Consider the following 26,901-nt stretch of genomic DNA (forward strand, 5'->3'; position numbering starts at 1 on the left):
ACGATTAAGGCGAATCAATACTCTCAAAATAAATACGTTGAAAAGTGTCGCCTCGCCTAATTGATGCCGTTATTCAGACAACAGATGAAGTTTAAAGTTGGCATATAACCTACAATTTATCCAACAAGCCAATCATTTAACTGGCTAAGCATTCAGCGACATGTTCACTAAACCAACTGATTACTTAACCAACTAATTGTTCAACTAGCTAATCAATAGCGGTCCAAGCGGGCGACCACCAACCAAGTGCATGTGGATATGGTATACCTCTTGGCCACCGTGAGAGTTACAGTTTACGATAAGACGATAGCCATCTTCTGCGATGCCTTCTTCTTTTGCTAACTTACGAGCCACGGTAAACATGCGCCCCATCATGGCTTCATCTTCCACTTCAACATCATTCGTTGTCGGAATCAGCTTGTTAGGGATAATTAGAATATGACTTGGTGCGCGAGGGTTAATATCGCGAAACGCCGTTACTAAGTCGTCTTGATATAGTAGATCTGCAGGGATTTCTTTATTAATGATCTTACTAAAGATGGTTTCTTCAGCCATGTTTTTCTCCGATAAAACATTGAGTTTTTAATGTTTTGAGTATGCGCTATGCCGCAACAAACCACAATAAATCCTCTTTAAAGCATAATAAAAAACACCGTTCAAATCAAAGAAAACGAGCCTTACCTCTCAAGAATGGCATGTTGGTTATAAGTAAGGGTTATTTTTGACGTGTGCGTCATAAAATGCGTAAGTCGAGCTCAATAGAATGCTGATAATTTTGTTAGTTTTACTTTGACCTGACATTAGGTCTGCATTTTATTTAGGGAGAAAGCCATGAAGGGATCTGTGATCAAGCGTATGTACGCTGGTTTCGCACTGATCATCATCATGTTCGCAGTCACGATAACCATCATGATGAACAGCATGAATCAGATACATAGCAATTTTGAGAGTGTCTCAGAAACCTCACTACCACTTGTTGCGCTTTCAAATCAAACAAGTGTTCAACTACTTTCTGCTGATAAGTCATTCAAGGACTTCCTAACCACACAAAACGCTGAGCGTATGTCTGCAATGCGTACAGAGTTTGCCTCATCACAAAACTCTTTTTCTGAAGTGCTTGGAAGCTTGGAAACCGCGAGTCAAAACAACACTACACTTGTTGAACGTATTGCCCAGTTAAGAGCGATGGAACAGCGTTACTTCGCCGAAGCCGATGAAGCGATGAACAACTACGTGGCAATGTTCGAAGCACAAGAACAAGTACAAAAAGCATCACGTGATTTTCAACGTCTACACTCCGAATTGACTGTAGGTATGAAAGAGTACGTTGCTGACCAAAAAAGCATTTCTGTAAAAGTAATGGCGAAAAGCTACTTCATTAAACTGCAAGACGCTGAGGTGATTACTTCAGATGCGCTAGCTAGTTCTGATGTGGCATTTGTGCAAAAAGCCGTTAACCAAAACAAAAAGGCCGTTACTCACCTTAACTACGCTTATCGCGGGCTATCAACGCAATTACCTGCACTTAAAAATGTCTTCGATGAGTCAGTTCAAAAATTCACAAAAGACGTCGGTCAAAAAGGCGGTGTCTTAGACAAGCACAACAACTACTTACAGGCGAAACAAGCGTTATACGTCAACATTGCCAACTTAGCCGTTGAAGTAGACCAAGCCATGGCCGTACTTGATTCATTCAATGTAACCGCAGAAGAACAACTTAACTCTTCATTGGCAGACGCAAGCAGCATTTACGACAAGGGCTTGTTCAATGCCATCGCAATCGGCGTTGTGGTGACGCTGTTTGCTGCAGCGATTGGATACCATATTGCCAACAGTGTAAGAGAGCCATTAACACGCATTCTGAAAACACTTGAAGGCTTAACTGAAGGTGATATGACGCAACGCATCGATATCCGTTATAACAACGAGTTCAGTCGTGTAAGTGGCCACATAAACACCCTAGCCGACAACCTTCACAATATCTTAGTTAAGTTGAATGATGCTTCAGATGACCTAACTAAAACGGCAAGCGTGAACCAAAAAACCTCATCAGAGACTCAGGCTCAATTGAACAGCCAGCGCGAGCAAACAGCGACAGTCGCGACGGCAATGACAGAAATGTCTCACTCGGTACAAGAGGTAGCGAACAGCGCGCAAAGTTCATTGACTATGGTTCAACAAGTGGAATCGGCTTCTGAGTCTGGTCGCCAGATCATGAACACCAATATCAGCACTATCAATCAACTTGAATCACGTCTTACTGAATCGGTCAGCGCGGTGGGCGAACTTCAACAAATGAGTAGCCAAATTGGATCGATTCTTGATGTCATCCGCGGCATTGCTGAACAAACCAATCTACTTGCATTGAATGCAGCGATTGAAGCAGCACGCGCCGGCGAACAAGGTCGAGGCTTTGCAGTCGTTGCCGATGAAGTTCGAGTGCTGGCGCAAAAGACCACACAATCGACCTCGGAAATCGAGACGATGATCAGCAATCTGCAATCAAGCTCGAAAACAGCAAGCAATGTGATTGAAAGCTGCATGAGTGATATGGACATGTCGGTTGAACAAGCTTCAAGTGCCAACAGTGCGATGGAAGAGATCCAAGCATTGATTCTAGAGATTAGCCACATGAGTACACACATATCTCAAGCAGCCGCTGAGCAAAGTGAAACATCTGGCGATATCGCACGTAACATCGAAGACATCAACCATATCGCTGATGCAAGTTACCAAGCAATGTCGTCGATTGCAGAAGCCAGCCAAAACCTAACAGTACTTGCGAATCAGCAAGGCGATTTAGTTCATCAGTTCAAACTATAGGTAACCAAAGAATCTATAGATATGAACCTAAAATGTTGGGATATCTAACCCAATAGTGATAACTAATTGAACAAGGGCAACTTTTATCAAGGGTTGCCCTTGTTTTTTATGAGCTTTGTCATTATATGATTATTAAGGCTTGCTGTTTTCCGTTTATCTTTCACCTTTATGAGCGAGCCGCTAATAAGGAATTTATATGGCTGTTCATGTTGGCATTATCGATCAAGACCCCATTCGCTTGCTCACCCCACTACTTGATAACCGAACGATCAGTACTCACATCGTGTTTATCGGAGACAAGAATCAAGTCAGTATGTACAAACGTTTAGAAAGCGTTTTACAAAAACGCGACATTACCAGTGAGTTTTTCGAAATTCCTACCCTCGTAAATACATCCGCAATTAAAGAGTCTATCCAAAACCTTGCTGAAGACCTCAAAGCTCGTGGAGAAGAAGTGAAACTCAACGCAAGTTGTGGTCTTCGTCACCGCCTACTTTCTGTCTACGAAGTATTTCGTACTTACCACTGGCCAATCTTTGTTGTTGAACCAAACAGTGACAAGCTGTGCTGGCTTTATCCGAATGGCAAAGAAGACGCACAAGTACAAGACCGTATTACCATCGACGACTACCTAACGGTGTTCGGTGCTCGTGGTGAATTCAGCGATGTACAGCTGTCTCCTCAACTTGATCAGAAGCTTTATGAACTGGGCGAACGCTGGGCAAGTAATGCACTAGAACTCGGCCCTGGCCTCGCTACATTGAACTACCTTGCAACGACTTGCCGTAAAGAACAGAGGCTTGATGTGGGGTTGTCTGAGAAGCAACAAGGTTATCGCGAGCTAAACATGCTGTTAAGTGATTTGGTGGAAGCTAAAATTGCCACTTATGATAATGGTATTTTGACGTTCGCCAATGAAGATGCACGACGCTTCTCTAATGGCGAATGGCTAGAGACTTTGGTTCACAGTACCGTTAAGCAAATCCAAGATGACATGCCAACCATTCAAGATCGCTCTTTAAATGTTCAGGTATACCGCCAATTAGGTGAACGCGAGGTGCGTAACGAGCTTGATGTTGCTTCTGTAGTGAACAATAAGCTGCACATCATCGAGTGTAAGACCAAAGGTATGCGTGATGATGGCGATGATACCTTGTACAAACTGGAATCGCTTAGAGACCTTCTGGGTGGCCTACAAGCACGTGCAATGTTAGTGAGTTTCCGACCTCTTCGTCATAACGACATCACACGAGCAGAAGATCTTGGCCTTGCATTGATTGGCCCTGACGAATTAAAAGATCTTAAAACACACCTAGCGGCATGGTTTACCGCCGCCGGTGGTGATGAAGATTTAGAGTGCTAAAAATAAATAGACTCTTGAGAGCTGAACGCTCTTAAGTAAATCTAAAAAGGCGAATGACTATTGAGTCACTCGCCTTTTTTTCTCCAGCTATTCGTCTGTTTTGCTCTATTTTCATCTTTCAACTATCTATGCCTTTAATTTCTTTGCCTCATAAAAAATGGCCGCATCATTCGATGCGGCCATTTTTAAATCTTGGAAACAGACTTAAAGCACTTTAAGACTAAAAGTATTTTTACAACTTAAAGCATTTTACGAGCAGCTTCTACAACCACTTTGATTGAACGAGCTTCTGTTACTTTTAGTGTTTCGTGATCAGGCGTCTCTTTTTGAGTACGGTTGATGATTACACCAGCAACACAACCCGCTTTAAGACCAGAACTTGCACACATAGTTAGAAGCGTTGCAGATTCCATTTCGAAGTTTAGAACGCCCATGTCTTGCCATTCTTGCATAGAGCCTTGGAAACGCTTAACAACGCGACCAGAGAACGTGTCGTAACGCTCTTGACCTGGGTAGAACGTATCACTTGAAGCCGTTACGCCCATGTGAACTGTTGCACCTGATTCATCAACTGCCGCTTTCATTGCTGTTGCAACTTCGAAGTCAGCAACTGCTGGGAACTCCATTGGCGCAAAGTGCAGGCTAGCACCGTCTAAACGAACAGAACCTGTAGAAACGATCATGTCACCCACGTTTACATGTGGCTGGATAGCACCAGTAGTACCAACACGAAGGAAAGTGCGAACACCAAGTTGAGCAAGCTCTTCAACTGCGATAGAAGTAGATGGACCACCGATACCTGTTGAACATACAACAACTGGCTTGCCGTCTAGCTCTGCGCGGTAAAGCGTGTATTCACGGTGACTAGCAAGAAATACAGGATTCTCCATCTCTTCGGCAATTTTTTGCACACGAGCAGGATCACCAGGAATGATCGCAAGAGTAGCACCGTTAAGATCTGCTTCAGTAACACCTAAATGGAAAACAGCTTGAGACATAGTTCGCTCCTTTTGGCTTATTGGGCTTTGTTAACCCTTATTTAAGCTCATAGTAAATTCGTGGGGTACACACACACTCTAACCAAGCCTATAACAAAATGAAGTGACATAGGTCACACCAATGATCGCAACAAGATTTCAAGTTTCACGAAAAACCGATTGGCATCACAAAAATAAGCAATCCATACGCCTATGTTGCATACTAATGAGACAAAAAGCGCCTTTAACGTATTACCGCTAAAGACGCTTTTTATAGTAGCTGCTTGTTATTTGTAGAGCGAGCTATGTCTGGGAGCTGAACCTAATCTGCTTTAGATTTGAATCGAAGAAGACGCAAAGCATTCAATGTCACCAGTGCCGTCGCACCACTATCGGCTAACACCGCAACCCACAAACCGGTAATACCGAGTAAACTCGTCACCAAGAAAACACCTTTCAAACCGAGTGCAAGTGCTACGTTTTGACGGATATTATTCATGGTCGCTTGCGACAGTTCAATCATCGCAGGGAGTTCCGTTAAGCGATTGTGAGTCAGTGCAGAGTCAGCCGTTTCCAACGCCACATCCGTACCACCACCCATTGCAATACCTACGTTAGCGGTTTTCATCGCTGGTGCATCATTGATACCATCTCCAACCATTGCGACATGCGACTGTTGAGATAACTCTTCAACGTAAGTCACTTTATCGCTTGGAAGTAGACTTGCCTTATATTGCATACCAATCTTGCTGCTGATCGCTGCTGCACTGCGCGGGTTATCACCAGTAAGCATGATAGATTGAATACCCAAGTCGTTAAGTCGTTCGATCGCCAGCTTAGCATCACTACGTAAGGTATCTTGCCACGCTATCAATCCAATCACTGTCGCCACTTGACCTGTTGATTCTGCTTGATGCTTAAGCTCTAGAGCAACCACAACCGTCTTACCCTCGCCCTCTAATGTTTCAATCTGAGAAACAACATCAGCACCAAGATCAAACGTCACCTTAGAAGGCGATAAAACCTGATACTTAATTCCATCGACATCACCTTCGACGCCACTGCCGATCAATGCTTTCTTATTATGCGATTCTGGGATCTCAACATTCAGTTCTTTTACTTTCGCCACTAGCGATTGCGCCAATGGATGCGTAGAGCCAACTTCAATAGCACCAACTACACGTAGCATTGCATCTTGCTGCCAACCTGATAGAGCCTGAATATCCGTAACCTGAGGCTTACCTTCCGTCAAAGTACCCGTCTTGTCGAATGCAATGGTTTGGATTTTTCCAAGCTGTTCTAGCGCAGCGCCACCTTTGATTAAAGCACCACGCTTCGCTGCTGCTGCTAAACCAGAGGTAATCGCTGCTGGCGTTGAGATAACCAAAGCACAAGGACACGCAATCAATAGTAAGGCCAAACCACGATATACCCATGTTTCCCAAGGTTGGGAAAACAACAACGGTGGCGTAATAATCACTAACAATGCAACCAACATCATTAACGGTGTGTACCAACGGCTGAATTTATCGAGGAAGCGTTCTAGAGGTGCTTTACGGGATTCCGCCTCTTCAATAAGATGGAGGATTCGGTCAATCGCATTTTCGCCCTGTTTAGACGTTATCGTAATGCGCACAACTTTATCGACAACCACGGCGCCCGCCATGATGCTGTTACCTTCGATATGTTCAACAGGAACAGACTCACCGGTTAACGCACTTTCATCAAAGCTTGCTGCGTCGGTAATCAGTTTGCCATCAGCAGGTAAACGAGAGCCCGCCGCCACTTCAATCACATCACCAGGAACAAGATCGCTCACCGCCACTTCAACACGTTCACCGTTAATAATCTTGGTCGCATTCTCTGGCACCAATGCCATAAGGGCTTGAACACCACTTCTTGCTCGCGATGAAGCGAAAGCTTCCAAGCGCTCACCAATCAAAAACAACAAGAGAACCATCGCCGCTTCCGCGGTTTCACCAAGGTACAAAGCGCCCAGAGCTGCGACACTCATTAGGATCTCAATCGCAAAAGGTGTTCCGGAACGTGCCAATTGAACGGCTTTTTTAGCCACCGGATATAACCCGAGTAAGCAAGTTACGGTAAACAAACCTTCACTTAGTTGAGGAGAAGTACTTTTCAGAAGTGCAGCGAACAACATTGCAGCTGCAATCGCTATAATCTGTAAATTAGGTTGGATATGGGCTTGCCAAAAAGTCTCAGGTTGTTGTTTTTCTTTCTTAGAACCGACTTCCGTAAGAGGGAAACCCGTTTTGATAGAGACCTTTTCAATGGTATCAGCAAGACTTTCATCGTCGAATTTAACCACCAGTTTTTCGGTAGCGAATAGCACTTTAGCTTCAATAACACCTTTGATGTTACTGACCGCTTTTTCTATTTTTCGAGCACAAGCTGGACAGTCCATTCCCGAGACTAGCCAACTTTTTGAAAATTGGGCGTTAAGAGGTTCAGTTAAGGGCAGCCGGTCTTCTTCTCCACTGTCTGAACCACAACAACCATCTGCTAGGGCAGAAGCCGTCGCAGAACTACAGCATGTTGATGAAGAGCTTGCGGCTGTAATGCTGGTAATTTTCGGACTAGAACAGGTCGCCCCAGTCGCTTGCGATTGAACGTCCACTTTTGTTGAGCGGCACGCTGCATGTTTTGCGCACATAATCTATCTCCTTAATACTCAAAAGCCTTGAGGTTTTAGCTAACCAATGACGGTAACAAAACCTTAAGTTCTTTAGAATTATAAACCTTGGAGCTAACTCCAAGGTCAAGAAGAAGTTATCAGGCAATTCAATTTTTTCGAAAAACCTTATTCGAATACGACAGGATTATCAGCGTTGCTTAAGTTCTACGCACTCTTCTCTATTCGCAGACACATCATCAATCAGAACGGCATCATGAGAACAAAAAGGCTGCGTATTCAAACTCACGATAGATACGTCTTCTTCGCCATGATCAACTTCAGAGCCTTGCATCAACTCAGCGATATGATAACGAAGCACCAAAATCCCCAACAGTCCAAACAAGACATTACCTAAAGCTTGTCCATACAACACACCCAACGCGCCATACCACTGCGAACCCAAGTATACGAACGGCAAAGTGCCCAAAGTCGCTTTACCCAGGTTGAGAGCCGTAGAATACAAAGGTTTCCCGAGGTTATTAAAAGACGTATTTGCGACAAATAACGCACCGTTAAAAGTAAAAGTCAAAGCAACATAAGTACAAAAAGCCGCAACAATTATGGCAGCATCACCTTGGAGGCTAAAGCCTTGAATCACGAGATCTTGTAAGAAATACAGCAAAATACAGACTGCGATGGTGTAAGCCGTGGTAACCAGCAGAGAATTGTTCAAGGTTTCTTTAACTCTATCCATACGCTCAGCGCCAAAGTTCTGACCAATGATTGGCCCCACAGCACCAGATAACGCGAAGATCACAGCGAAACACACCGGCGTCAACCGACCAATAACAGCAAAGCCAGCAACGAAATCCTCGCCATATTGGGCGATACCTGTGGTCACTATCGCATTGCCAATCGGCGTTGCCGTATTGGTGATAATAGCGGGAATGGCAATAGCAAGAATAGGACGAAGGTTAATACGCCATTGCAACAAAGAAGGAGGAGCAACAAGTTGATGGCTACGTATTAAAGGATAAAGCGAGAAAAACAACACCGAAAAGCGAGCAAAAACAGAAGCGATAGCCGCCCCTTCAATGTTCCAACCAAAACCAAAGATAAAGAGTGGATCCAATATCGCATTAACGATACCGCCTGATAACGTTGCCCACATTGAACGCTTTGCATCACCTGCTGCTCTTAAACCTGCACCTGCCGCCATTGCCAGCGCTAGAAATGGGCCACTGGGTAATAGAATTTGTAGATAAGCTTGGGCACGTTCGGCCGCTACCCCTTTCGCACCAATCGCGGCCAGTAATTCAGGAATATAAGTAAACATCACCACGGTAATTGTCGAGCTAATAACAAACGCGGTTAACATGATACTGGTACTGAGGTTTCGAGCTTGCTCCTTATCTTTGGAACCAATTGCTTTTGAAACCAGAGCGCCCATCGCAATGGAGGTGCCTATCGAGACAGAAGTCGAAAAGAACGTCAATGTCCCAGCAAAACCCACCGCAGCTGCTAGTTCAACTTGTCCCAACATACTAATGAACAACATATCAAGTAAATCGACGACAAATAAGGCCATCAAACCTACAGAGCCTGCTCCCGACATCACCAATATATGGCGCATCGTTGAACCTTCTACAAACTTTGCAGTTTGATTTGACATGAAACCTCCAAAAACTGAAATATCACAAGCTAAAGCTCGACAAACTTTAGATCTTTTAAACGATCGACTAAGAGAGCTCCTACAAACTAAAACCTTATAAAGACAAGCTTCATGCAAAACGTTCGACAAAGAAAAAGGCGCCAAAGCGCCTTTTCTAATTATAGGATATTAAGAAGAATAATCGTTCTCAACACGCTACTATACCTGATGTTTGAAGCATTCATCCAAGTTCTTACCAATTGCTCTTAAAACATCGGTTCTGGTGATAATACCTACTAGCTTTTTGTTATCGAGTACAGGGTAAGCTTTTGGCTTCCCGACTTGCATCATATCCGCCAATTCAATAATGGATAGGTCTGGCGATACCGAGAGTACCTCTTGGTACATACAATCACCGACAATGTGTGTGTCTTGGCAGAAATAGCTCACCTTAACTAATTTCTCTAATAAATCTTGTTCAGAAAGGAAGCCAATAACTTGCTCATTCTCATCAATTACTGGACCGCCCATGTGGTGGCTACGCATTACTCTGTCTAACGCTAGACTTAACGGCATATCAGGAGTGAATGTCACAACCTGTGGCGTCATGTAATCTTTCACTTTTATTGAATGCATTGTGCTCTCCCTAAATACTTTTCGTTATGTCTTTTTCTATCTTGTTAAGTTAATTGTTGTCTAAAATCTTGATTTTACTAAATGGATTTCAACAATTTTATTGATAGGTAAAACCTACTAAGACGAAAAAACAAGGTCACAAAAGGCTTGTGAGCATTTTCCCACCGTCAAAAAAATAAAAAATAGAGCTCTTACAAAGCCTTACTTTTCCTTTCTTAGGCTTACTTAGCCGCGCTAGCTTGGGCAAATAAACCCTGTAATCTTCACCATACAAAAAATGAAGAGTCAGATTCAGGTAACTTATGCAACACGACAACAACATGTACGCGTACATTTATTCAGGTAGTGACGGGACAGAGAACACTCTCGTCGCCATTGTTGATAACGAAGAGAAACCTCTGATATCAAGCTGTGTGAACGAAATCAAACGCATGTCGACTCTAGCGATTAATCTGGCTGCCAAGCACAACCTGAAAGTCAAGCTTGTTAAATATCATAGAGAACAAGAGATCGATTTCGGCTTATTCATGAAATAGCTAACTTATCACTCGCAAACATTGTTAACGACACACAAATACCGTATTTTGTGACAGCCTTTCGAGTAGGTAATCGCACTAATAATGCTTGCCTATTGTCTCCAATAAGCGATAGACCTAGATGAACAAACCTCATATCGCTTTTATTGCCTAAATACGGTCAACTATGATTTCGCTACGTTCACCTCAAACCTACCTATCTGGCCATTTATCTGAGCTAAAAAGCTACTTTAGCGAGCTATTGGATTTCCAATCGCGTATCTGGGTTGTGCACATCTTTCAAGACTCAATTACCGATCAATCGTTTGTAATTAATGAAGATGGTTTTAAAGAACCGTTAGAGTGGATGAAGAAGAAAGCATATACAGCGGCAATGTTAGAACGTGTCGAAAAAATGAAAGTCTCACAAATTATCGAGATCCAATTTGAAGATAAAATGCATCGACTGATGCGAGTGAAGTAGCCTTTATATTATTTACTCAATCTATATCATTTTACCATCAGTCGAAACGAACATTAATAAAGTTCAGGGAGAAAAAAGGCCAGCAATCGCTGACCTTCTCTCATTTCATGCTCTTCACTATCGGCTAGCGAGCACAATACGCTTCCCATAAACGCAGAGCCTTTGCATAAGCTTCAGCCTTGTCGTGCGTTTCTGCAAATAAAATCGCCGTCATGCTGTCAACGACACTATTCGCCATCAACTCCATCTCATCTTCCGGCGTGCCTAATACACACTCCTTAGGAAGAGGAAGTGCCGGGTTCATGGTTCCTTCCCAGTAGAATGACTCTACTTTTTCAGGAGAACTCATCCACACGGTTTGGCTCACTTTCGGGTTGTATTCCGACTCACCATTCATACCTTTAAATGAAATCACTGAGTGGGACTTGTTACCAATGACATGCTCAACTTCCGCATGCAATTGTGGGAAACCTGGGTGGAAACTACCACGTAAGCCCAAGCGTCCACCACCAGGGTTTAATGCTCGAACCACAGTATTAATCGGGGTACGTAAACCGTAACGATGCTTCCAGCCAATCATAGTCTGAGCTTCTGGAGCAAAATTCGCCAAAGGTAAATAGGCAATACCGTCTTCTTCAAGGATCTGTTTCGCATCTTGAGGGTCTACAGCGCGGCGAACACCCACAAGGTCTAAATGAGTCTCTGCGTGCGTGCGACCACTTGGCTTATCCATATAGCCATGCATCAACACTTTGTAGCCGTCGTCTGCTAATATTTTTGCTGCAAGCAAGTTCCACGGTTTACCACTCGCCGTATCATTGCGTTTTCCGGCATAACACGGCCAATCAATATCTGCGCCCAAATCCGGCACTCGAGATTGAAACGCTTTTACAAAGCCTGCAATTTCTTCATTAGTTTCATTCTGCACACGAATTAACATCAGTAGCATAGCCATTTGATCGTCTCCGACCTCACCGCTTAAATACTCATCCATGATGCGATAAGCTTGTTCGAACGACAAAGGCTTGCGCCCTCTTTCCCCTCGTCCAACAGTACGAATACACTCTAAAATACTACTCATTGACTATTAATTCTCTTCCGTAGATATCAATAAAATTTAATACGTCTCCGATTCTATGACACCCATAGCTCATTGCAAAGCGATTCAACCACTATCAACAACAGTGCAATTGATCCAAACCGGGGTAGCCATGTCTTACTGGAGTAACAAACCGGCAACTGACCAGCATTTTAAAAGTAAACTTATTGGTGTAAAATTGATAAATACAAAGCTAAACGTGACCTATTGAGTAGTGCCGAATGACTGTAAAAAAAACACTGAGCCAAAAGAAACGTGAATCGATCGTTGCTGCTGCTATCGCTGAATTTACCGAGCACGGCTATAAATCGACAAGCATGGACAAAATATCAAACCGTGCAGAAGTGTCTAAGCGCACTGTTTACAATCACTTTGCCAGTAAAGAGATGTTATTGGACGAAATACTCAACAGCATTTGGGCTAAAACACTCTCGGCGACCCATTTCCCATATCAGACCAATCTACCACTAATCGATCAACTAGAAGCTATCGCCAATCAAGAACTTGAGCTCCTTGAGTCAGAGGGCTTTATCGACTTGTCTCGTGTGTTGTTTTCTGAGTACTTTCACAATGCAGAGCTTGCACATCAAGCCATGGAAAAATACTCGCAAGCGGAAAGTGGCCTAACGCTCTGGATAAAAGCGGCTTTGGCCGACGGTCGTTTGATTGAATTAGATCCATTGTTTGCATCCACTCAGTTCATTGCTCTGCTTAAGTCGTTTGCCTTTTGGCCACAAATCATAGGTCATGCACCATCACCAGACGAGCAGCAAAAGCAAGTAATTGTTAATTCAAGTGTTGAGATGTTCCTCAAACAGTATCAGGCGTGATTTTGGCGATTATCTGGAATTCAACCACAACGAAACCATCACTGGTATCCATTTTTATTTTCCCTATACTTCAACCCACTTTCGTCATTACGACTCAGTAAAACTTCAACTTTAGGTAGCACTATGATTACTTTCACCACCAACTTTGGCGATATCGAGATTGAACTGAACCTTGAAAAAGCGCCAGTAACGTCGAAAAACTTCCTTAAGTATTGCCAGGATGGCTTTTATGAAGGCACTACATTTCACCGTGTTATCGACGGTTTCATGATCCAAGGTGGCGGACACACGCTCGACATGACAGAAAAACCAACACGAGCACCGATTGTCAACGAAGCTAATCGCGGATTGAAAAATGTGATTGGTTCGGTAGCAATGGCTCGTACTGACGCACCGCATTCAGCGACAGCGCAATTCTTTATCAACCTTGATGACAATGACTTCTTAGATCATACCTCAACAACCAATGCTGGTTGGGGCTACGCGGTGTTTGGTAAAGTATCGGCAGGTATGGATATCGTAAACAAAATTGCTGCAGCGCCAACGACCACCCGCTGGGGACACGAAGATGTACCTTGCGAAGATATTGTGATCACCAAGGTCACTATAAACGGTTAAATCACACTCTCAGCTGGCGACTAAAATAATTTTTGTCCAAACGAATTTACGTAACCATGATGTTTGGCGAAGAAACTGAAATGGGCAACCAAGATATAATTGTCAAATTATTATTAGAATACCACTCCAAGTAAATGGTAGTCAGTGGACATTTTACCTAAATAGAAAAACGTTGTTGATGCTAATTGCATCTATATTAGTTACGATGAAAAAAGCAGAAACAAAGCCCTTGCTTCAGCTGCGAGGGTTTTTATTTTCTTCTCGACCATTTGATATAACAGAAAAGCGAGGCAATGATCACTGCCCCTCCGACTAATTTTTGCATCTCCACTGTTTCTTCCAACATACTCACACTCAACAACAACGTCCAAACTGGCTCAAGAATCATAATCAGCGCTGCCACTTCCATATTCACTGAATGTTGACCCACCGTTTGCAATAAGTAACGGATCGATGTTGCGACAACCGCAGAGACAATAAACCAGAAGATGAGCGTTTTGGTTATTTCAAACTCCGGCTGAGCCGTCATCGACGCAAACGCCATTCCACTGATACCCACCACAAAAAGCTGTACGCAAATCGAAGCAATTGGCTTGATGTTAGTGATAACACGCTTATTCATCACAAAATGGAAAGAGAGTAACATTGAAGCCAATAGGAAGTAGATCTGGCTTTGTTCAACGTGCCAACCGTTCGTTAAAGTCAGTAATAACATACCAATAATTGCAATTGGGAATGACATCCAGAAGGCGCGATTAGGCTTAACACGAAATATTATCCAAGAAACAAACGGTGCAATGATCATGGCCAAACTCATGATAAACGCCCCTTCAGATAAACTTTCAGTCACCGACACCGCAAACACCCACACTTGCAATGAAGCAGACAATAACAATCCAACACCACAGAGAGAGAGAATCTGCTTAAAAGAAAGCTTACGGATATGATGGATACAGAACGGTAATAAAATCAAGCTTGCGACAAAGAATCGCACACCAATGAACACAGGCCCAGGCATTTCCAATACCACCAGCTTAGATGCAATCCACCCAACTCCAGCTAGTAAAGTTGCACATAACAGGTAAAGCTCGCCGCGCATCGCTTTTACGTTCATCATTTTTATTCGATCCAATAACAAAAAAGCAACCCGACTCTGCAAGGTTGCTTTTTATAAACATTCAACAGGATCAAGATACTATCTCAATACTCTGCTTCAGACAGCTGTTTTTAACCTGCGTATTCTGGGTAATCGGTTAAGCCTTTTTCAGCACCGCCAAACAAGGTATTTGGATCGTGCAGAGCAAGCGGATGACCATTTTGAATACGAGCGGGTAAATCAGGGTTAGCAACAAATGGACGACCAAAACCAACCATATCGGTTACGCCTTCCGCGACCGCTTTTGCTCCGCGCTCACTGTCGTACTTACCAGCATAGATCAGTACACCGTCATAAGCTGCACGAACGGTGGCCTTAAATGCTTTTGGTGTTTCAGGCGCATCGTCCCAATCGACTTCAGCAATGTGTAAGTACACAATTTTGTATAAATTAAGTAGCGCTGCTGCAGCTGTGTAAGTTTCAACAGGCGTCGCGTCAACCGTACCATTCAATGACGTGAACGGTGCAAGACGAACACCGACACGATCAGCGCCAATCGCTTCAACCATAGCTTCAACCACTTCACCTAAGAAACGTAGACGGTTTTCAATTGAACCACCGTATTCGTCGGTGCGGTTATTTGCTTCAGAATCGATGAATTGGTTGATCAGATAGCCATTCGCTGCGTGAAGTTCAATTCCATCAAAGCCTGCTTCAATCGCATTCAAAGCCGCTTGACGATACTGTTCAACCACTTCTTTGATGTCTTCTTTCGTCATCTCACGAGGTTCAACCACATCAACAAAGCCCGGTTCATCTGTACCGTTATCGATAAAAACTTTTACGTTTTCTGCTTTTAGTGCAGAAGATGAAATGGGTTGCTCACCGCCAATGTTGTCTGGGTGCGTAACACGGCCAACATGCCAAAGCTGCGCGAAGATAACACCGCCTTTTTCATGTACTGCATCGGTTACTTTTTTCCAACCAACGATCTGCTCGTCAGAGTAGATACCCGGTGTCCAAGCGTAGCCTTGGCCCATAGGTGAAATTTGTGTACCTTCTGCCACAATCAAACCTGCAGAGGCGCGTTGAGCATAGTAAGCCGCCATCATTTCGTTTGCTGAATTACCAGGTTGCGTTGCACGAGAACGAGTCATCGGAGGCATAACAATACGGTTTTTTAGTTCGATGTTACCCAGTTGAATGGGTTGAAATAGTGCGTTTGTCATTGTCATTTCCTCGATTAACCTAGTTGAATCAGTTCGATTTGGTAGCCATCTGGGTCAGTGATAAAAGCGATGCGCGTTGAACCGCCTTTCACTGGGCCCGCTTCGCGAGTCACGTTGCCACCCAGCGATTTGATCTTGTCGCATGCCGCGTAAATATCTTCCACACCCAATGCTAAATGGCCAAAAGCGTTACCCATTTCATATTCATTAGTATCCCAGTTGTGCGTCAATTCGATAGTCGTACCGCCTTGCTGATAGCCAACAAAAACCAATGTGTAACGGTATTCGGTATTGTCATGGCGTTCTAGTTCTTTCATCCCCAATACTTTGGTGTAGAACTCAATAGACTTATCTAGATCAGCAACTCGAATCATTGTGTGTAGGAATTTCATATTTCGCCCTTCGTACTTGAACCTAAGCCTCGTAATACGAAGCGAATAAATGTTCGTTTAGGTTTGCCATAAAGGCTACCTATCTCTGTTGTTATTCATACTACTGAGGTCTTTAAAATCAGTGAAATTATTAAATATTCTTATTTTGATAATTATTTGTTATTAAGTGACACAGGCGTGGATCGATGAAATTAAAAGGGGAAGCTAGCGCTCCCCCTTGAATTGATACCTTCTGTCAGATACGCACTTAGAACCTCAAGCGTCTATCTTTAAGCGTTTTCGACATCGCATCAGATGTGCGGATGACTTGCTCTCTAAACCATTTATGTGCGGGATCGTTATTCTGCTTCTTAAGCCAAATTAAGTAATGAGACATCTGCTCATAAACAAACGGAGGCTTAAACAACTGCAGACCAAGCCTCTCTTGAAACTGGAGAGCCATAGAAAGTGGGACAACCGTTATATAATCCGACTGGCTACATAAGAGGATATTACTAAACAGTGATCGTCCGTGAAACGCTATTTTGCGCTTAGATAAATCCAAAGAAGTGTAATGGCTCAAGCTACGAACTTTACGGCGAGTTCGGTCTAGTACCGCATGCTTTTCAGTCATAAACTGAACCTCGCTGATCTCACCTTGAATTCGAGGGTGACCCTCACGACACACAATAGCAAAGTCACCTTGATAAAGGACTTCACTGGCTATACTTGGATGCTCAGGAACCAAAATTTCAATCATAGCATCGAATTCTTGAGTCAGAAGATCTTCATAAATACGATCATCATTGTCTGGTTGGTCAAACACTTCAAGCGACAAATTTTGGTTAGGAAGCGCGGCAAAGCTATTGAGTAAAACCCATTGAAGATGCTCTGGTGAAGAGATAACAAACTTACGTTCAGAGGCTTGCTCATCAAAGCTCGCCATAGATTGAAATACACCGTTCAATTCATTAATTGGCGTTTTGATCTGTTCATACAAGCTTTGTGCATACGATGTAGGAACCACACCTCGTCCTTTACGGACAAAAAGCTCTTGGCCAATCTCTTTTTTTAGGCGTATTAGTGCGGTACTGATGGTCGACTGATTAGTACTGAGTTGATCAGCGGCCTTACTTAAACTGCCTTGCTCCATTACAGCAGAAAACACCGCAAGTAAATTAAAGTTTGGAATGTCGTTGCTCATATATAATTACTCATTAGGCGACCATAAACACCATGCTATCGTAAAAACGATAGAATGAAATAGGAATCCGTCATTAGAGCGGTAAATTGAGACACTAACATCCCACGTAATAAGTATCTCAATAGGTTTAGCAGCAAAAACATTAACTTGCTATTCCTAGCGAGATGATGACGAGCAGCGTGATGCTTTCAAACCCAATAAGGACAGCAGCACTCCTTCTTCCTGAGCTTACTTATTTATAAGTGAGTACCGCAAGAGCCAACTCACTAACTTTTACTTAATCTACCGTTCACCAAGTATCTTAAACTCAAATGGCAACTGATTGGTTTAGATTCTAGTTTCAATACGTTGAAAAAAACATGATATTGTCTCATTAAATGTGACACTGTGTTCTGATTGGATTTGGTATACATTTGATTATTATTAGCTACAATACTTCGAATTCAACGATTGAAAGTCGCGTTTACTCATTATTGAAAGCATGTATTTTTAACACCTCATAGTGATGCCTCATTCGTCACTGATTTTCATTTCTCTCTTATTGTAAATAATCATGAAAAAAATAAATTTCACTCAATTACTTATTGATGCTTTTATTAATCATTTCATTGATCCAAGCCAACTTAAGCAACGATGTTTTCAAGCCGAATTTGAGCGCTAGCAAATAAATCAACTAACCGATTTAAAATTAAAGTAACTTATCGTAATTACGATATTATCAAATCGTAATTCTGGGTAGATACTGTTCAAAACTCTTCCTATTATCCTGCCAACAAATCAATTCTTAGCCAAAACAGAACGCTGACAAATATCTAACTGCAATGCGTCAATGATCATGGAAGACCCCCTCGATAGCTGAGGAACTACACGTAATAAGATAATTGCTCATTAGCCATTCAGTTTCGGTCTGCTGGCTGACAACAAGTGTTGATTTATAGGGAAGCATTCGCTTCTTGATACCGAGAATCCGTTGTCTAGACTAAATAGTCTCACTTTAAAGGCCATCTAATACTCTTGTTTATTATGCGCACCCATATTCAAGATAATAAGCACCTATTTTTCAAGATGTCATCAAAAGTTAGACTTCTAGGCTACAAATTCTCTCTCCTTATTTGTGTAGGTTGAGATATGAATTTTATTAAAATCGTTTTCCAGAAAGTCTGGGCCATTGCTTTGGTCTTGATTAAGTTCTGCCTGTTTATGGCAGTGATGTTAGCTGGTGCATGGGCTCTTGCTCCGTTAGGCACAATCCACTCTAAAGACATCGACATGTCTCAATTCAATAATCATCCCAACGAAATGATGATGAACTTCTTCCAGACAGAATACTTCTCTGGCTACCTATTCTCGGTCACGATAGCGGTCGTCTTAGCTGTCATTTATGGCATGTGGCAAATACATGAATTGGGCGTGCATAAAGCGAAAGAACACAAAAGTGCTCACGTACAAATCGTGTTTGCACTGTCACTTTGTGGTCTATTCATTAGCAAAACATTCTGGGTTATTGCATTAGTTATCGCGTTGGCGAACTGGAAGCATATTGGTCAATCACTGAGTGATGTTATTCGCCGTGGCGTACAGCCTAAACAAGACACTACCAATACAGAAACTGCTGTAGTCCGCGTATCATCCGAAAAACCGTCTCAAACAAAACAGTCTCCAGTAGAACAATCTTCAGAAAAAAAGCCTGCCGATGAAAAGACTCCAACAAAACCATCCCCTACAGAAAAAGAGGTCGCATAATGAAAGAGATGATGATCCCATACATCCTAATCGTATGGTCACTATTTGCGACAGGTGCACTTAAAAAGAGCATCAAAAACTATACATGGGCTGCCATTGGTGGCGTGGTAATTCTAGCAGTGTTAGCGGTAATTTCTCGCTTGTGGGCCCCTGTTGATCTAACAAACTCAACCACTGTGAAAGCACCACACGCGGTAATGTCACCTATCTTTGGTCAGCAGATCGACAAAGTGCTTGTTAAGCACAACCAAATGGTTAAAGAAGGCGATATAATCTACACCCTTGTCGACATAGATTCTGCCGCAGACAAAGCAAAGATCGAATCTTCAATTGTTCAGAAAGAAGAACAGATTAAGCAAATGACTCGCGACTTAGAGCGCGCTGAAACTTCACCTGAAATTTTCAATCTGCGTGACGTAGAAAAGTACGACTCAGACCTTCGAGTGCTGCACGCTCAACTTGTGTCGTTAAAAGCCGATCTACAAAAAGTAAATTGGGCGCAAGAGAAGAAAACGATTAGAGCTGAATTTGACGGTCAGGTATCGATAGTGAATATTGCTGAGGGGTCTGTAATGGGGAACATGCACCTTTACAACACCAGCAAAAAGTTCCTTGAGATGCGTATTTCAGACCAAACTTACGGATATGTTCAAGTAGGCGATTTTGCAGAGTTCTTCGTTGATGCATACCCAGGGCACGTGTTCAGAGCAAAAGTACACAGTTTCAACGCAGGTACGGGAGAGTCGAGTATTTCTCCACTTCAGGGGCCACAAAGCGTCGGTCAACACGTGGTCAGAAACGGTAATGGTTTAGGTCGTACTATCGTACTTGAGATCATCGAACCAGAAGGTTACAACATCCCTATTGGTTCAACTGGCGCGGCTTGGATTTCAGCAGAAAAACCACATCCTTTCTGGGGCTTCATTGATGTTATTGGCGCAGCAACCGTTCGCCTACAATCATACAAGTCTTACTTAGGCGCTTGGTAAACACGCTGGCACTGGATGGTATCATCACCTGCTGAACGCTCGCATGAGCTTCAAAATCAGGTGTGATTTCTTTTCATTCATAGAATACCCAATGCCCCGATTTTCGGGGCATTTTTGTATCTGAGATGAACCCATAGCCCTAATTGATTCAAATCAAAATAAATCGTTTATGTAATCATTCAAAGAACCAATCATCGTAAAAACGATAATTTAAAATATCATTACCTCGTAGATAGCCCCCTCTCTCACCTCTATCATTCAAACCAAGAAATCCAATTCCTGTATCCAAATATAAGGTCACTTCATGACTAATACATTCAAAAAAATGGCACTTCCTGTTGCTATTGCGAGCGCTTTATTGGTGTCTGGTTTTACGTCAGCGACCCCAGTGGTAGAAGCAACGTCAAAAGTAGGTCAAGAACTGCAAACAAGTTCAGCGGCTCAATACCAAAATATTGATCTAAACGCACGCTACAAAAACGATGTTTTGTTCGAACATGAATCAAACCTATTTTGGGGTAAAGGCGATCGTATTAAGGTTCTTTCTAAAACCGGTGAAACATTGGCGTACACAGAAGAGTCTGAACACGTGCACCCAACGCTAACAAAACACAGTCGTAAAATGGACCAAGCGGTTATACAAGTCGATGACAATGTTTACTTAGCTTACGGTTTTGGCCTAGATACTCCAGTCATGATTGAAGGCGATGACGGTATCATCATTGTCGATCCTGGCGAATCTGTTCAAATGGCAGAAGCAGCAAAAGCGCAGTTCCGCCAGATTACCGATAAACCAGTCACTGCAATTATTTACTCTCATAACCACATTGACCACATCTCTGGTGTTCGAGCATGGACAACTGATGAGAAAGTAGCTTCTGGTGAAGTTAAGATCATTGCTCAAGAGGGCCTAACTGAAGCAGTGGCAAACTGGTCTTCAAACCTAGGTACGCTATTTGGCCACCGCACCTCTTACACCGGAGCAAAACACGTTGAAGAAGGTGAACACGGCACTGTAAACGATGGCCTCGGTCCGCGTTTCATGCAAGGCGATATCTCTTTCATTGAACCAAACACACTTATTGAAGCTAATGGTACGCTAGACATCACTATCTCTGGCGTACGTATGCAAATCGTAAACGTACCGTCTGAAACTAAAGATGAAGTCGTGGTTTATCTGCCTGAACAGAAAATTCTGCACGCCGCAGAGGTTTTACAAGGTGAAAACTTCCCAAACCTACACACCATTCGTGGTACTAAGTTCCGCGATCCGAGCATGTGGTTCAAAGGCATCGACGTAATGCGTCAATTCGATACAGAGGTCATGATCAACTCTCATGGTCGCCCTGTTGAAGGTAAAGAAGCAGTAGCAGATGTACTAACCGCTTATCGCGATGCGATTCAATACACGCATGACCAAACCATTCGCCACATGAACAAAGGCTTAACACCTGACGAGCTAGTTGAAGTAGTTAAACTGCCTAAACACCTAGCTGAACACCCTTGGTTGGGTGAGCATTATGGTACTGTTGCACACGCTGTTCGCCAAATTTACGTAGGCTACAACGGTTTCTTCGAAGCCGATCCGTGGCAACTAGAGCCAATGGCTTATGAGCAGCGTGCTAAAGCTTTCGTAGAAATCATGGGCGGCCGTGATAACATCATCGACACAGCAAAAGCAGCGATGAAAGCAGAGAACTACACTTTTGCAGCGGAGATTCTTTCTTACCCTATCACGGTAAACAAAGATGACATGGAAGCGCGCTTACTAAAGGCACAAGCTTACAAAGCATGGTCTGCCGATCAAGTGAACATCAACTGGCGTAACTGGGCGTTGAATGCTGCAGCTGAACTAGAAGGTACTCGTGACTTCTCTAACATGATCAGTTTTGCTTCTGTAGACGTTCTAACTGCCCTACCAAGTAAACAAATCTTCGATATGATGACATCGACGTTAATCGCAGAGAACACGCTAGATGTGAACACTGCGCTAACTTACAACTTCTCTGATACCAACGAGTCATTTACTATCGAAGTGCGTAACGGTATTGCTCAGCTTCATGAAACGGCACTAGAAGGCGCTGATGTTCAAATCAACACTTCTCGTCAAGTATTGAACCAAATCTTGATGGCTGGTCCAAACGCTCAACAAGTGATTGGTACCAACATGCAATCTGGTGCGTTTAAGTTCTCGAATGGCGATATTAAGGGCTTCGGTCTTTTCATGAGTTACTTCGACAAATCGATGTCTCCTGAAGAAATTATGCTTATCGTTCGCTAACTGGCACACGTTAGTTAAGGGCTCGCTAGGATAGCAAACGGATAAATATAGGGACCCTTCGCGGTCCCTTTATCTTTTGCTTATTATATAATTCAAACTCCTCCGCTCACATCAACTTTACTGATGGCGTGATGTGAAATATATACGTTCGACTCAAGGTTTCTAGATGCTAAAACGTTTCGCTCTGCTACTTTCACTCAGTTCATCTTTGGTTTTTGCTTGCGGCCTGCATCAAGATACTGGACTTAGCTTGATCACTGAACCGGGCTCTCTCGAAGTCTTTGGCAACATAATCAATGCAAGACAAGATGACGAATTTGGCAATTTAAATAAGCCTGATCATTTCCGCCTTTTTGCGATACAAGCAGCACTTGGCAAAGCACATACAAACAAAATTGACTTCAATCTATTTGAAGCAATCAAAGGCCACTACAGCGAAATCAGCTTTGCTAAAGGTGTCAAAGTTTCAGGAAGAGATACATTACCAACCGAGGAAGATTTACTTCTGATCACAGAGTTAGACGTGTTCGATGCGCTAGCAACAGGAACCATTTCTTGGGATCAAGCAAGCTTGCAACGTTTAATCGTCATCAACGGCCCCCAAGATAAACGTGAGCAATTGGAAGCTTGGTTTAATGACATTTTTGCTGAGTAAGCAACTCATTCTAACCTTACTTGCTCAATGGCACTCCCCTCAACATTGAGCACAAACGATAACGATCCGATAGCAAGAAAACATTGTGCTAACTAAGCAAAAACACTTCGAAACCACAAACAAATCCCCTCTCAATTATATAAAACCACCATTATTGGAATTAACATCACCGTATTGAAAGCCCACCTTGCAATTTTGTTCAAAATTCAACCCAAAAACAAATAGTTACAAAATACCCTCTGTAATTGGTGAAAAAAAAATCAGTCACAGCAATATCCACAAAAAAAATGTGACTTCCTGCGAATCTCCAAAATAAATTTGTGGTTAAATACGGCACATCATGAATCAAAGATAAGAGAAAGCATGTCTACAAAAGCATTTGGTGACTTCTATTGCTATTTACACTGCCTCACTTTACTTTCAACAAAGGAGCTAGGGCTCACACCTAAAGAGTATCTTGATGATGTTCGAAAAGAGCCTTTTTATTACCGTGGAGACACCTCACAAGAGGCTCAACAAAAGTGGGCAGAGCGCATATTAGACTCCGTATATAAATACCATGGAGCCCAAGGTTCTGGTCCGGCCGGGCATTCGGAGTTATTAGTACGTGACGGGGCTGCATCGAAAGCTCGTTATAAAGTAAAAGAAGGCGTTGATTTTGATGTAAACCCTGGATTGAGTGATTCAATCTCAATGTTAGGTAGTATTGGCAATCAATTGCGAGAACGGCTTTTGCCGTCAGCAGGAGCGAAACTCAACGACGCCCTAAGGCTTATTTCAAGAGCAAAAACAACGCTAAATAGCGCGCCATTCAAAATTCAAGTAAGTTGCTACGACTTTGTAGCGCCACAAGTTGAACAATCCGTGCTTTATGACATAGAAAGTGCACTTGAAAATAGACAAGTACTCTCATTTGATTACAACAATCATCGCTGTGAGGTTGATCCATACGCTTCGTTTGTCTATCAAAAAGTATTTTATCTTGTCGCTCGAGAGCGTTACAAAAGAAGCTCTAACGGTAGCTCCATGTCTGGAGAAATGTGTACCTATACGATGCACAAGATAAACAACATTGAAATACGCTCAAATCAAAGTTTTTCAATGGGTAACAAGTCTGAATTTTGCCTCCACGCTTACCTGTCGACGACAAAGGGTAAATGGGTTAACGGCGGTGAAACGTGCGAAGTATTACTTAAAATGACGAGAGATTCTGAAGGTAACAGCAAGTTTGTAAATGAATTTAAACTGAGTGAATGCCAGGAAATAGAAGAAACATCGAAAAGCCACTACATTGTCAGAGCAAGAGCTCGAGATAGCTTAGATTTTAAACATTGGCTCATTCACAACGCAGATTGTGTGGAAATTTTAGAGCCATTAAAACTACGTCAAAATGTAATACGAGACCTTAAACAAGCGATGAAAGTCTATTCACATTAGATAGCATAGTCATCATATATTAATTTCAACCTGGATCCTCCAAGTGAAAATATAATACACATTCATACCATGATATATTTATCAGGAATTATAAATATATCAAATAAGATTAATTTTTAAAAAATATTTTAACTAAATTACAATTTTGGACAAAAAACGTCAGGTTTTACTGCCACAATCAACACACTAAAATAATAAATTAGGCTTATCCGTGGTTAAAAAATTATTACAGATTTTTGTTGATGAACTTTATCGTCTCAACTATAAATCGACTAGCATTACACATCGTCTTCCATTTTATTGGTATCGACCATTTAAATTAATGAGCCGATTACTTGTTTTACCCATCATATTTCTATTTATGGTTTAATTGTAATGAACAAAAACTTATCAAAATTAGAATGGTCACTATTGGTGACAACAATTACTTTCATTAGTCTTAGTGTCTTCCTTTACTACTTCTTATGTAAGAACTTGTTTAATGGTGGATTCAACGATGTTCTTGAAATAATTGCTGTATTGGTGCTGACTTATGGCTCATTTGTTTTTGCAAACTATAGCGTAACATTATTGGCCGAGAAGTATTGCAGCCGTAGGGTTCAACATGAAGATCATTAAATGGGTAATCTCGGCATCAACTTCGCTAACATTCTGGATTTTCATACTATGTTACTACTTCTCTAACTCAATCAACGCCAACACTGGAGCAAGTATGGCGCCTACTTTTGAAGGTAAGTACTGGACTATGGTCAATGGTGTTCGTTTGGGTAGATACAATCCTGAACACGGTGATGTCATTCGGTTCCTGCACCATCCAAAACACCGTTCTGAAAACATCTCATTCAGAAAAAGAGTGATTGGTATACCAGGTGATACTGTTATGTTAGATATGGGAAAACTTTATATCAATGGTATAAAGGCATCTCATGGAATAACGAATGAAGAAGATGGTTACATATATATAAACGAGAAAGTTGGTCTTCACGATTATAATGTAAGGTATTCGAAAGAAAAATCAAAATTATTAAAAAGTAATCTTACTTGGCACGTTCCAGAAGGTAAAATAATGGTATTAGGTGATAATCGTGATCACTCCTATGATTCAACCTTTGATAGTTTCGGATATGCAGACATTAATAATGTTAACGGTATCTATAACAAAGTGATACTCAACGTAGCAAACGGTAGCCGTAAGTTAAATTGTAATTTAAGAAGCTCATCTGATTACAACATCCTCAACAGAAATTGTTAAACATTGTGATGACAGATGTAAATTAACCGGGCTAACTTCAATAGCTAATTTTTAGATTATAAATAACGATAGTAGCTGTCTATTAATAATAGGTAACGCGGGGTATCCCACGTTACCTTTATTATTTATATGGGCTTACAGAAAGTGCAACGGAATCAACTCCAGTCCTAGCACACCACTGATGCTCATGACCACCAGCAAAGAAACTTTAAACACTGTCTTTGACCATTGGATGTAGTTAAGGCAATCAACCTTACGGAACGTCACTTTGGTCCACATAAAGCAAACCGCTGCCGATACCGCTAGGTATTCATAACCCGCTTCTCCAAGCAAAAATAGCCCCAGAGCAACCGCACCAAACGCCACGACATACGCTTTCATGTGTTGATGCGCTTTATCAACGCCCTCTTTGACCGGTAAAACGGGAATGCCTGCATCGCGGTAGTCTTGAATGCTGAACATCGCAATCGCATACGAGTGTGGCATCTGCCATAAACAGAACATGATGAACAATAGGACGGCTTCTAAGCTCAGGTAGTTAGTCACGCCAAGGTAACCAACCAATGGAGGAACCGCGCCAGAGATGCTTCCCACTAAGGTGCCGTAAACCGAATTACGCTTGTACCACATGGTGTAGAAAAAGACGTAAAACACATAGCCAAGCAACACCACAACCGCAGACATCGGATTAACAAATTGAAACAGCAGCGCCGTGCCTACCAACAACATGACTAACGCATAAATGAATGCGACGTCTGTATTGATGTTGCCCTGAACCAATTCTCGATTTTGTGTGCGCTTCATCTTCTGGTCGATGTCTCGGTCAAAGATGTTGTTCACCACACAACCTGATGCAATCACAAGCCCTACACCCGCTAATGTTGTAAGTAACAACATCGCACTGGCTGGTTCTGTTTTTGCGGCGAGGAAGAACCCCGCCGCAACAGAAATCAGGTTGCCGAAAATGATGCCCGGTTTGGTAATAGACAAATATTTTTTCAGCATACCTTGGC

At 42.4% G+C, this 26,901-nt stretch carries 23 protein-coding genes; 12 read left to right on the top strand and 11 right to left on the bottom strand.

The genetic code is table 11. The features are described 5' to 3' along the window. Positions 1 to 204: 204 nt before the first annotated feature. Positions 205 to 555 (bottom strand): purine nucleoside phosphoramidase, encoded by a 351-nt coding sequence (hinT, locus tag SJY39_RS24795; protein WP_010439874.1) that lies wholly within the window; start codon positions 553 to 555, stop codon positions 205 to 207. 276 nt (positions 556 to 831) lie between these two features. Between hinT and SJY39_RS24800 the strand changes: the two genes are divergently transcribed. Then, positions 832 to 2,823, top strand: a complete 1,992-nt coding sequence (locus tag SJY39_RS24800; RefSeq protein ID WP_016784651.1) for a methyl-accepting chemotaxis protein — start codon at positions 832 to 834, stop codon at positions 2,821 to 2,823. 196 nt (positions 2,824 to 3,019) lie between these two features. Continuing rightward, complete coding sequence (locus tag SJY39_RS24805; RefSeq protein ID WP_010439869.1) at positions 3,020 to 4,186, top strand: DUF1887 family protein; 1,167 nt, start codon at positions 3,020 to 3,022, stop codon at positions 4,184 to 4,186. Between the two features lie 239 nt (positions 4,187 to 4,425). On the opposite strand, the gene udp is transcribed toward SJY39_RS24805, so the two are convergent. The 4 genes from udp to SJY39_RS24825 all read right to left on the bottom strand — a co-directional run bounded on the left by udp (position 4,426) and on the right by SJY39_RS24825 (position 10,085). After that, entirely contained in the window at positions 4,426 to 5,184 is a 759-nt protein-coding gene (gene udp / locus SJY39_RS24810) for a uridine phosphorylase (protein ID WP_004736272.1), read from the bottom strand. Positions 5,185 to 5,485: 301 nt separating this feature from the next. After that, a complete protein-coding gene (locus SJY39_RS24815; RefSeq protein ID WP_372263973.1) occupies positions 5,486 to 7,837 on the bottom strand; it encodes a zinc/cadmium/mercury/lead-transporting ATPase in 2,352 nt (783 codons plus the stop codon). A 169-nt stretch (positions 7,838 to 8,006) separates the two neighbouring features. Beyond that, positions 8,007 to 9,470, bottom strand: coding sequence for an MATE family efflux transporter (locus SJY39_RS24820; protein WP_010439856.1), 1,464 nt, complete (start codon positions 9,468 to 9,470; stop codon positions 8,007 to 8,009). Between the two features lie 198 nt (positions 9,471 to 9,668). Further along, the gene (locus SJY39_RS24825) at positions 9,669 to 10,085 is read right to left on the bottom strand and encodes a CBS domain-containing protein (protein ID WP_010439854.1); all 417 of its coding nucleotides are present in this window, start codon (positions 10,083 to 10,085) and stop codon (positions 9,669 to 9,671) included. A gap of 302 nt (positions 10,086 to 10,387) precedes the next feature. Here SJY39_RS24825 and SJY39_RS24830 point away from each other — a divergent pair, with 302 nt between their 5' ends. Both SJY39_RS24830 and SJY39_RS24835 read left to right on the top strand, forming a co-directional pair. Further along, positions 10,388 to 10,621: a hypothetical protein gene (locus SJY39_RS24830; RefSeq protein WP_010439851.1), complete on the top strand. Its 234-nt coding sequence runs from the start codon at positions 10,388 to 10,390 to the stop codon at positions 10,619 to 10,621. A gap of 166 nt (positions 10,622 to 10,787) precedes the next feature. Then, complete coding sequence (locus SJY39_RS24835) at positions 10,788 to 11,084, top strand: hypothetical protein (RefSeq protein ID WP_016784654.1); 297 nt, start codon at positions 10,788 to 10,790, stop codon at positions 11,082 to 11,084. Positions 11,085 to 11,208: 124 nt separating this feature from the next. On the opposite strand, the gene SJY39_RS24840 is transcribed toward SJY39_RS24835, so the two are convergent. Beyond that, positions 11,209 to 12,165 (bottom strand): glycosyl transferase family protein, encoded by a 957-nt coding sequence (locus tag SJY39_RS24840; protein ID WP_022570806.1) that lies wholly within the window; start codon positions 12,163 to 12,165, stop codon positions 11,209 to 11,211. 239 nt (positions 12,166 to 12,404) lie between these two features. Between SJY39_RS24840 and SJY39_RS24845 the strand changes: the two genes are divergently transcribed. Both SJY39_RS24845 and SJY39_RS24850 read left to right on the top strand, forming a co-directional pair. Beyond that, positions 12,405 to 13,013, top strand: coding sequence for a TetR/AcrR family transcriptional regulator (locus tag SJY39_RS24845; RefSeq protein ID WP_016768545.1), 609 nt, complete (start codon positions 12,405 to 12,407; stop codon positions 13,011 to 13,013). Between the two features lie 123 nt (positions 13,014 to 13,136). Next, positions 13,137 to 13,631, top strand: coding sequence for a peptidylprolyl isomerase (locus tag SJY39_RS24850; RefSeq protein WP_010439843.1), 495 nt, complete (start codon positions 13,137 to 13,139; stop codon positions 13,629 to 13,631). A gap of 250 nt (positions 13,632 to 13,881) precedes the next feature. Here SJY39_RS24850 and SJY39_RS24855 read toward each other — a convergent pair whose 3' ends face one another. The 4 genes from SJY39_RS24855 to SJY39_RS24870 all read right to left on the bottom strand — a co-directional run bounded on the left by SJY39_RS24855 (position 13,882) and on the right by SJY39_RS24870 (position 17,531). Further along, on the bottom strand, positions 13,882 to 14,748 hold the full coding sequence (locus SJY39_RS24855) for a DMT family transporter (protein ID WP_016788961.1): 867 nt from the start codon (positions 14,746 to 14,748) through the stop codon (positions 13,882 to 13,884). Between the two features lie 110 nt (positions 14,749 to 14,858). After that, a complete protein-coding gene (locus tag SJY39_RS24860; RefSeq protein WP_372263972.1) occupies positions 14,859 to 15,956 on the bottom strand; it encodes an alkene reductase in 1,098 nt (365 codons plus the stop codon). A gap of 14 nt (positions 15,957 to 15,970) precedes the next feature. Then, complete coding sequence (gene gloA, locus SJY39_RS24865; RefSeq protein ID WP_010439836.1) at positions 15,971 to 16,348, bottom strand: lactoylglutathione lyase; 378 nt, start codon at positions 16,346 to 16,348, stop codon at positions 15,971 to 15,973. 247 nt (positions 16,349 to 16,595) lie between these two features. Further along, positions 16,596 to 17,531 carry a LysR family transcriptional regulator gene (locus SJY39_RS24870; protein WP_372263970.1) on the bottom strand — a complete coding sequence of 312 codons (936 nt, stop codon included), beginning with the start codon at positions 17,529 to 17,531 and terminating at the stop codon, positions 16,596 to 16,598. Positions 17,532 to 18,659: 1,128 nt separating this feature from the next. On the opposite strand from SJY39_RS24870, the gene SJY39_RS24875 reads away from it, so the two are divergent. The 6 genes from SJY39_RS24875 to lepB all read left to right on the top strand — a co-directional run bounded on the left by SJY39_RS24875 (position 18,660) and on the right by lepB (position 25,888). Continuing rightward, on the top strand, positions 18,660 to 19,274 hold the full coding sequence (locus SJY39_RS24875) for a magnesium transporter (RefSeq protein WP_372263969.1): 615 nt from the start codon (positions 18,660 to 18,662) through the stop codon (positions 19,272 to 19,274). Continuing rightward, the gene (locus tag SJY39_RS24880; protein ID WP_010439830.1) at positions 19,274 to 20,263 is read left to right on the top strand and encodes an efflux RND transporter periplasmic adaptor subunit; all 990 of its coding nucleotides are present in this window, start codon (positions 19,274 to 19,276) and stop codon (positions 20,261 to 20,263) included. The genes SJY39_RS24875 and SJY39_RS24880 overlap by 1 nt, the downstream gene beginning before the upstream one ends. Positions 20,264 to 20,567: 304 nt before the next feature. Further along, positions 20,568 to 22,544, top strand: a complete 1,977-nt coding sequence (locus tag SJY39_RS24885; protein WP_010439827.1) for an alkyl sulfatase dimerization domain-containing protein — start codon at positions 20,568 to 20,570, stop codon at positions 22,542 to 22,544. Between the two features lie 166 nt (positions 22,545 to 22,710). Then, positions 22,711 to 23,199: a hypothetical protein gene (locus SJY39_RS24890; RefSeq protein WP_010439824.1), complete on the top strand. Its 489-nt coding sequence runs from the start codon at positions 22,711 to 22,713 to the stop codon at positions 23,197 to 23,199. Between the two features lie 363 nt (positions 23,200 to 23,562). After that, positions 23,563 to 24,636: a helix-turn-helix transcriptional regulator gene (locus tag SJY39_RS24895; protein ID WP_372263968.1), complete on the top strand. Its 1,074-nt coding sequence runs from the start codon at positions 23,563 to 23,565 to the stop codon at positions 24,634 to 24,636. A gap of 604 nt (positions 24,637 to 25,240) precedes the next feature. Continuing rightward, the gene (gene lepB / locus SJY39_RS24900; protein WP_010439815.1) at positions 25,241 to 25,888 is read left to right on the top strand and encodes a signal peptidase I; all 648 of its coding nucleotides are present in this window, start codon (positions 25,241 to 25,243) and stop codon (positions 25,886 to 25,888) included. A 135-nt stretch (positions 25,889 to 26,023) separates the two neighbouring features. Here lepB and cyoE read toward each other — a convergent pair whose 3' ends face one another. Further along, on the bottom strand, positions 26,024 to 26,893 hold the full coding sequence (gene cyoE / locus SJY39_RS24905) for a heme o synthase (RefSeq protein WP_372264013.1): 870 nt from the start codon (positions 26,891 to 26,893) through the stop codon (positions 26,024 to 26,026). Positions 26,894 to 26,901 lie beyond the last annotated feature (8 nt).

Source organism: Vibrio sp. R78045, assembly GCF_042466085.1.
Classification (GTDB): domain Bacteria; phylum Pseudomonadota; class Gammaproteobacteria; order Enterobacterales; family Vibrionaceae; genus Vibrio; species Vibrio cyclitrophicus.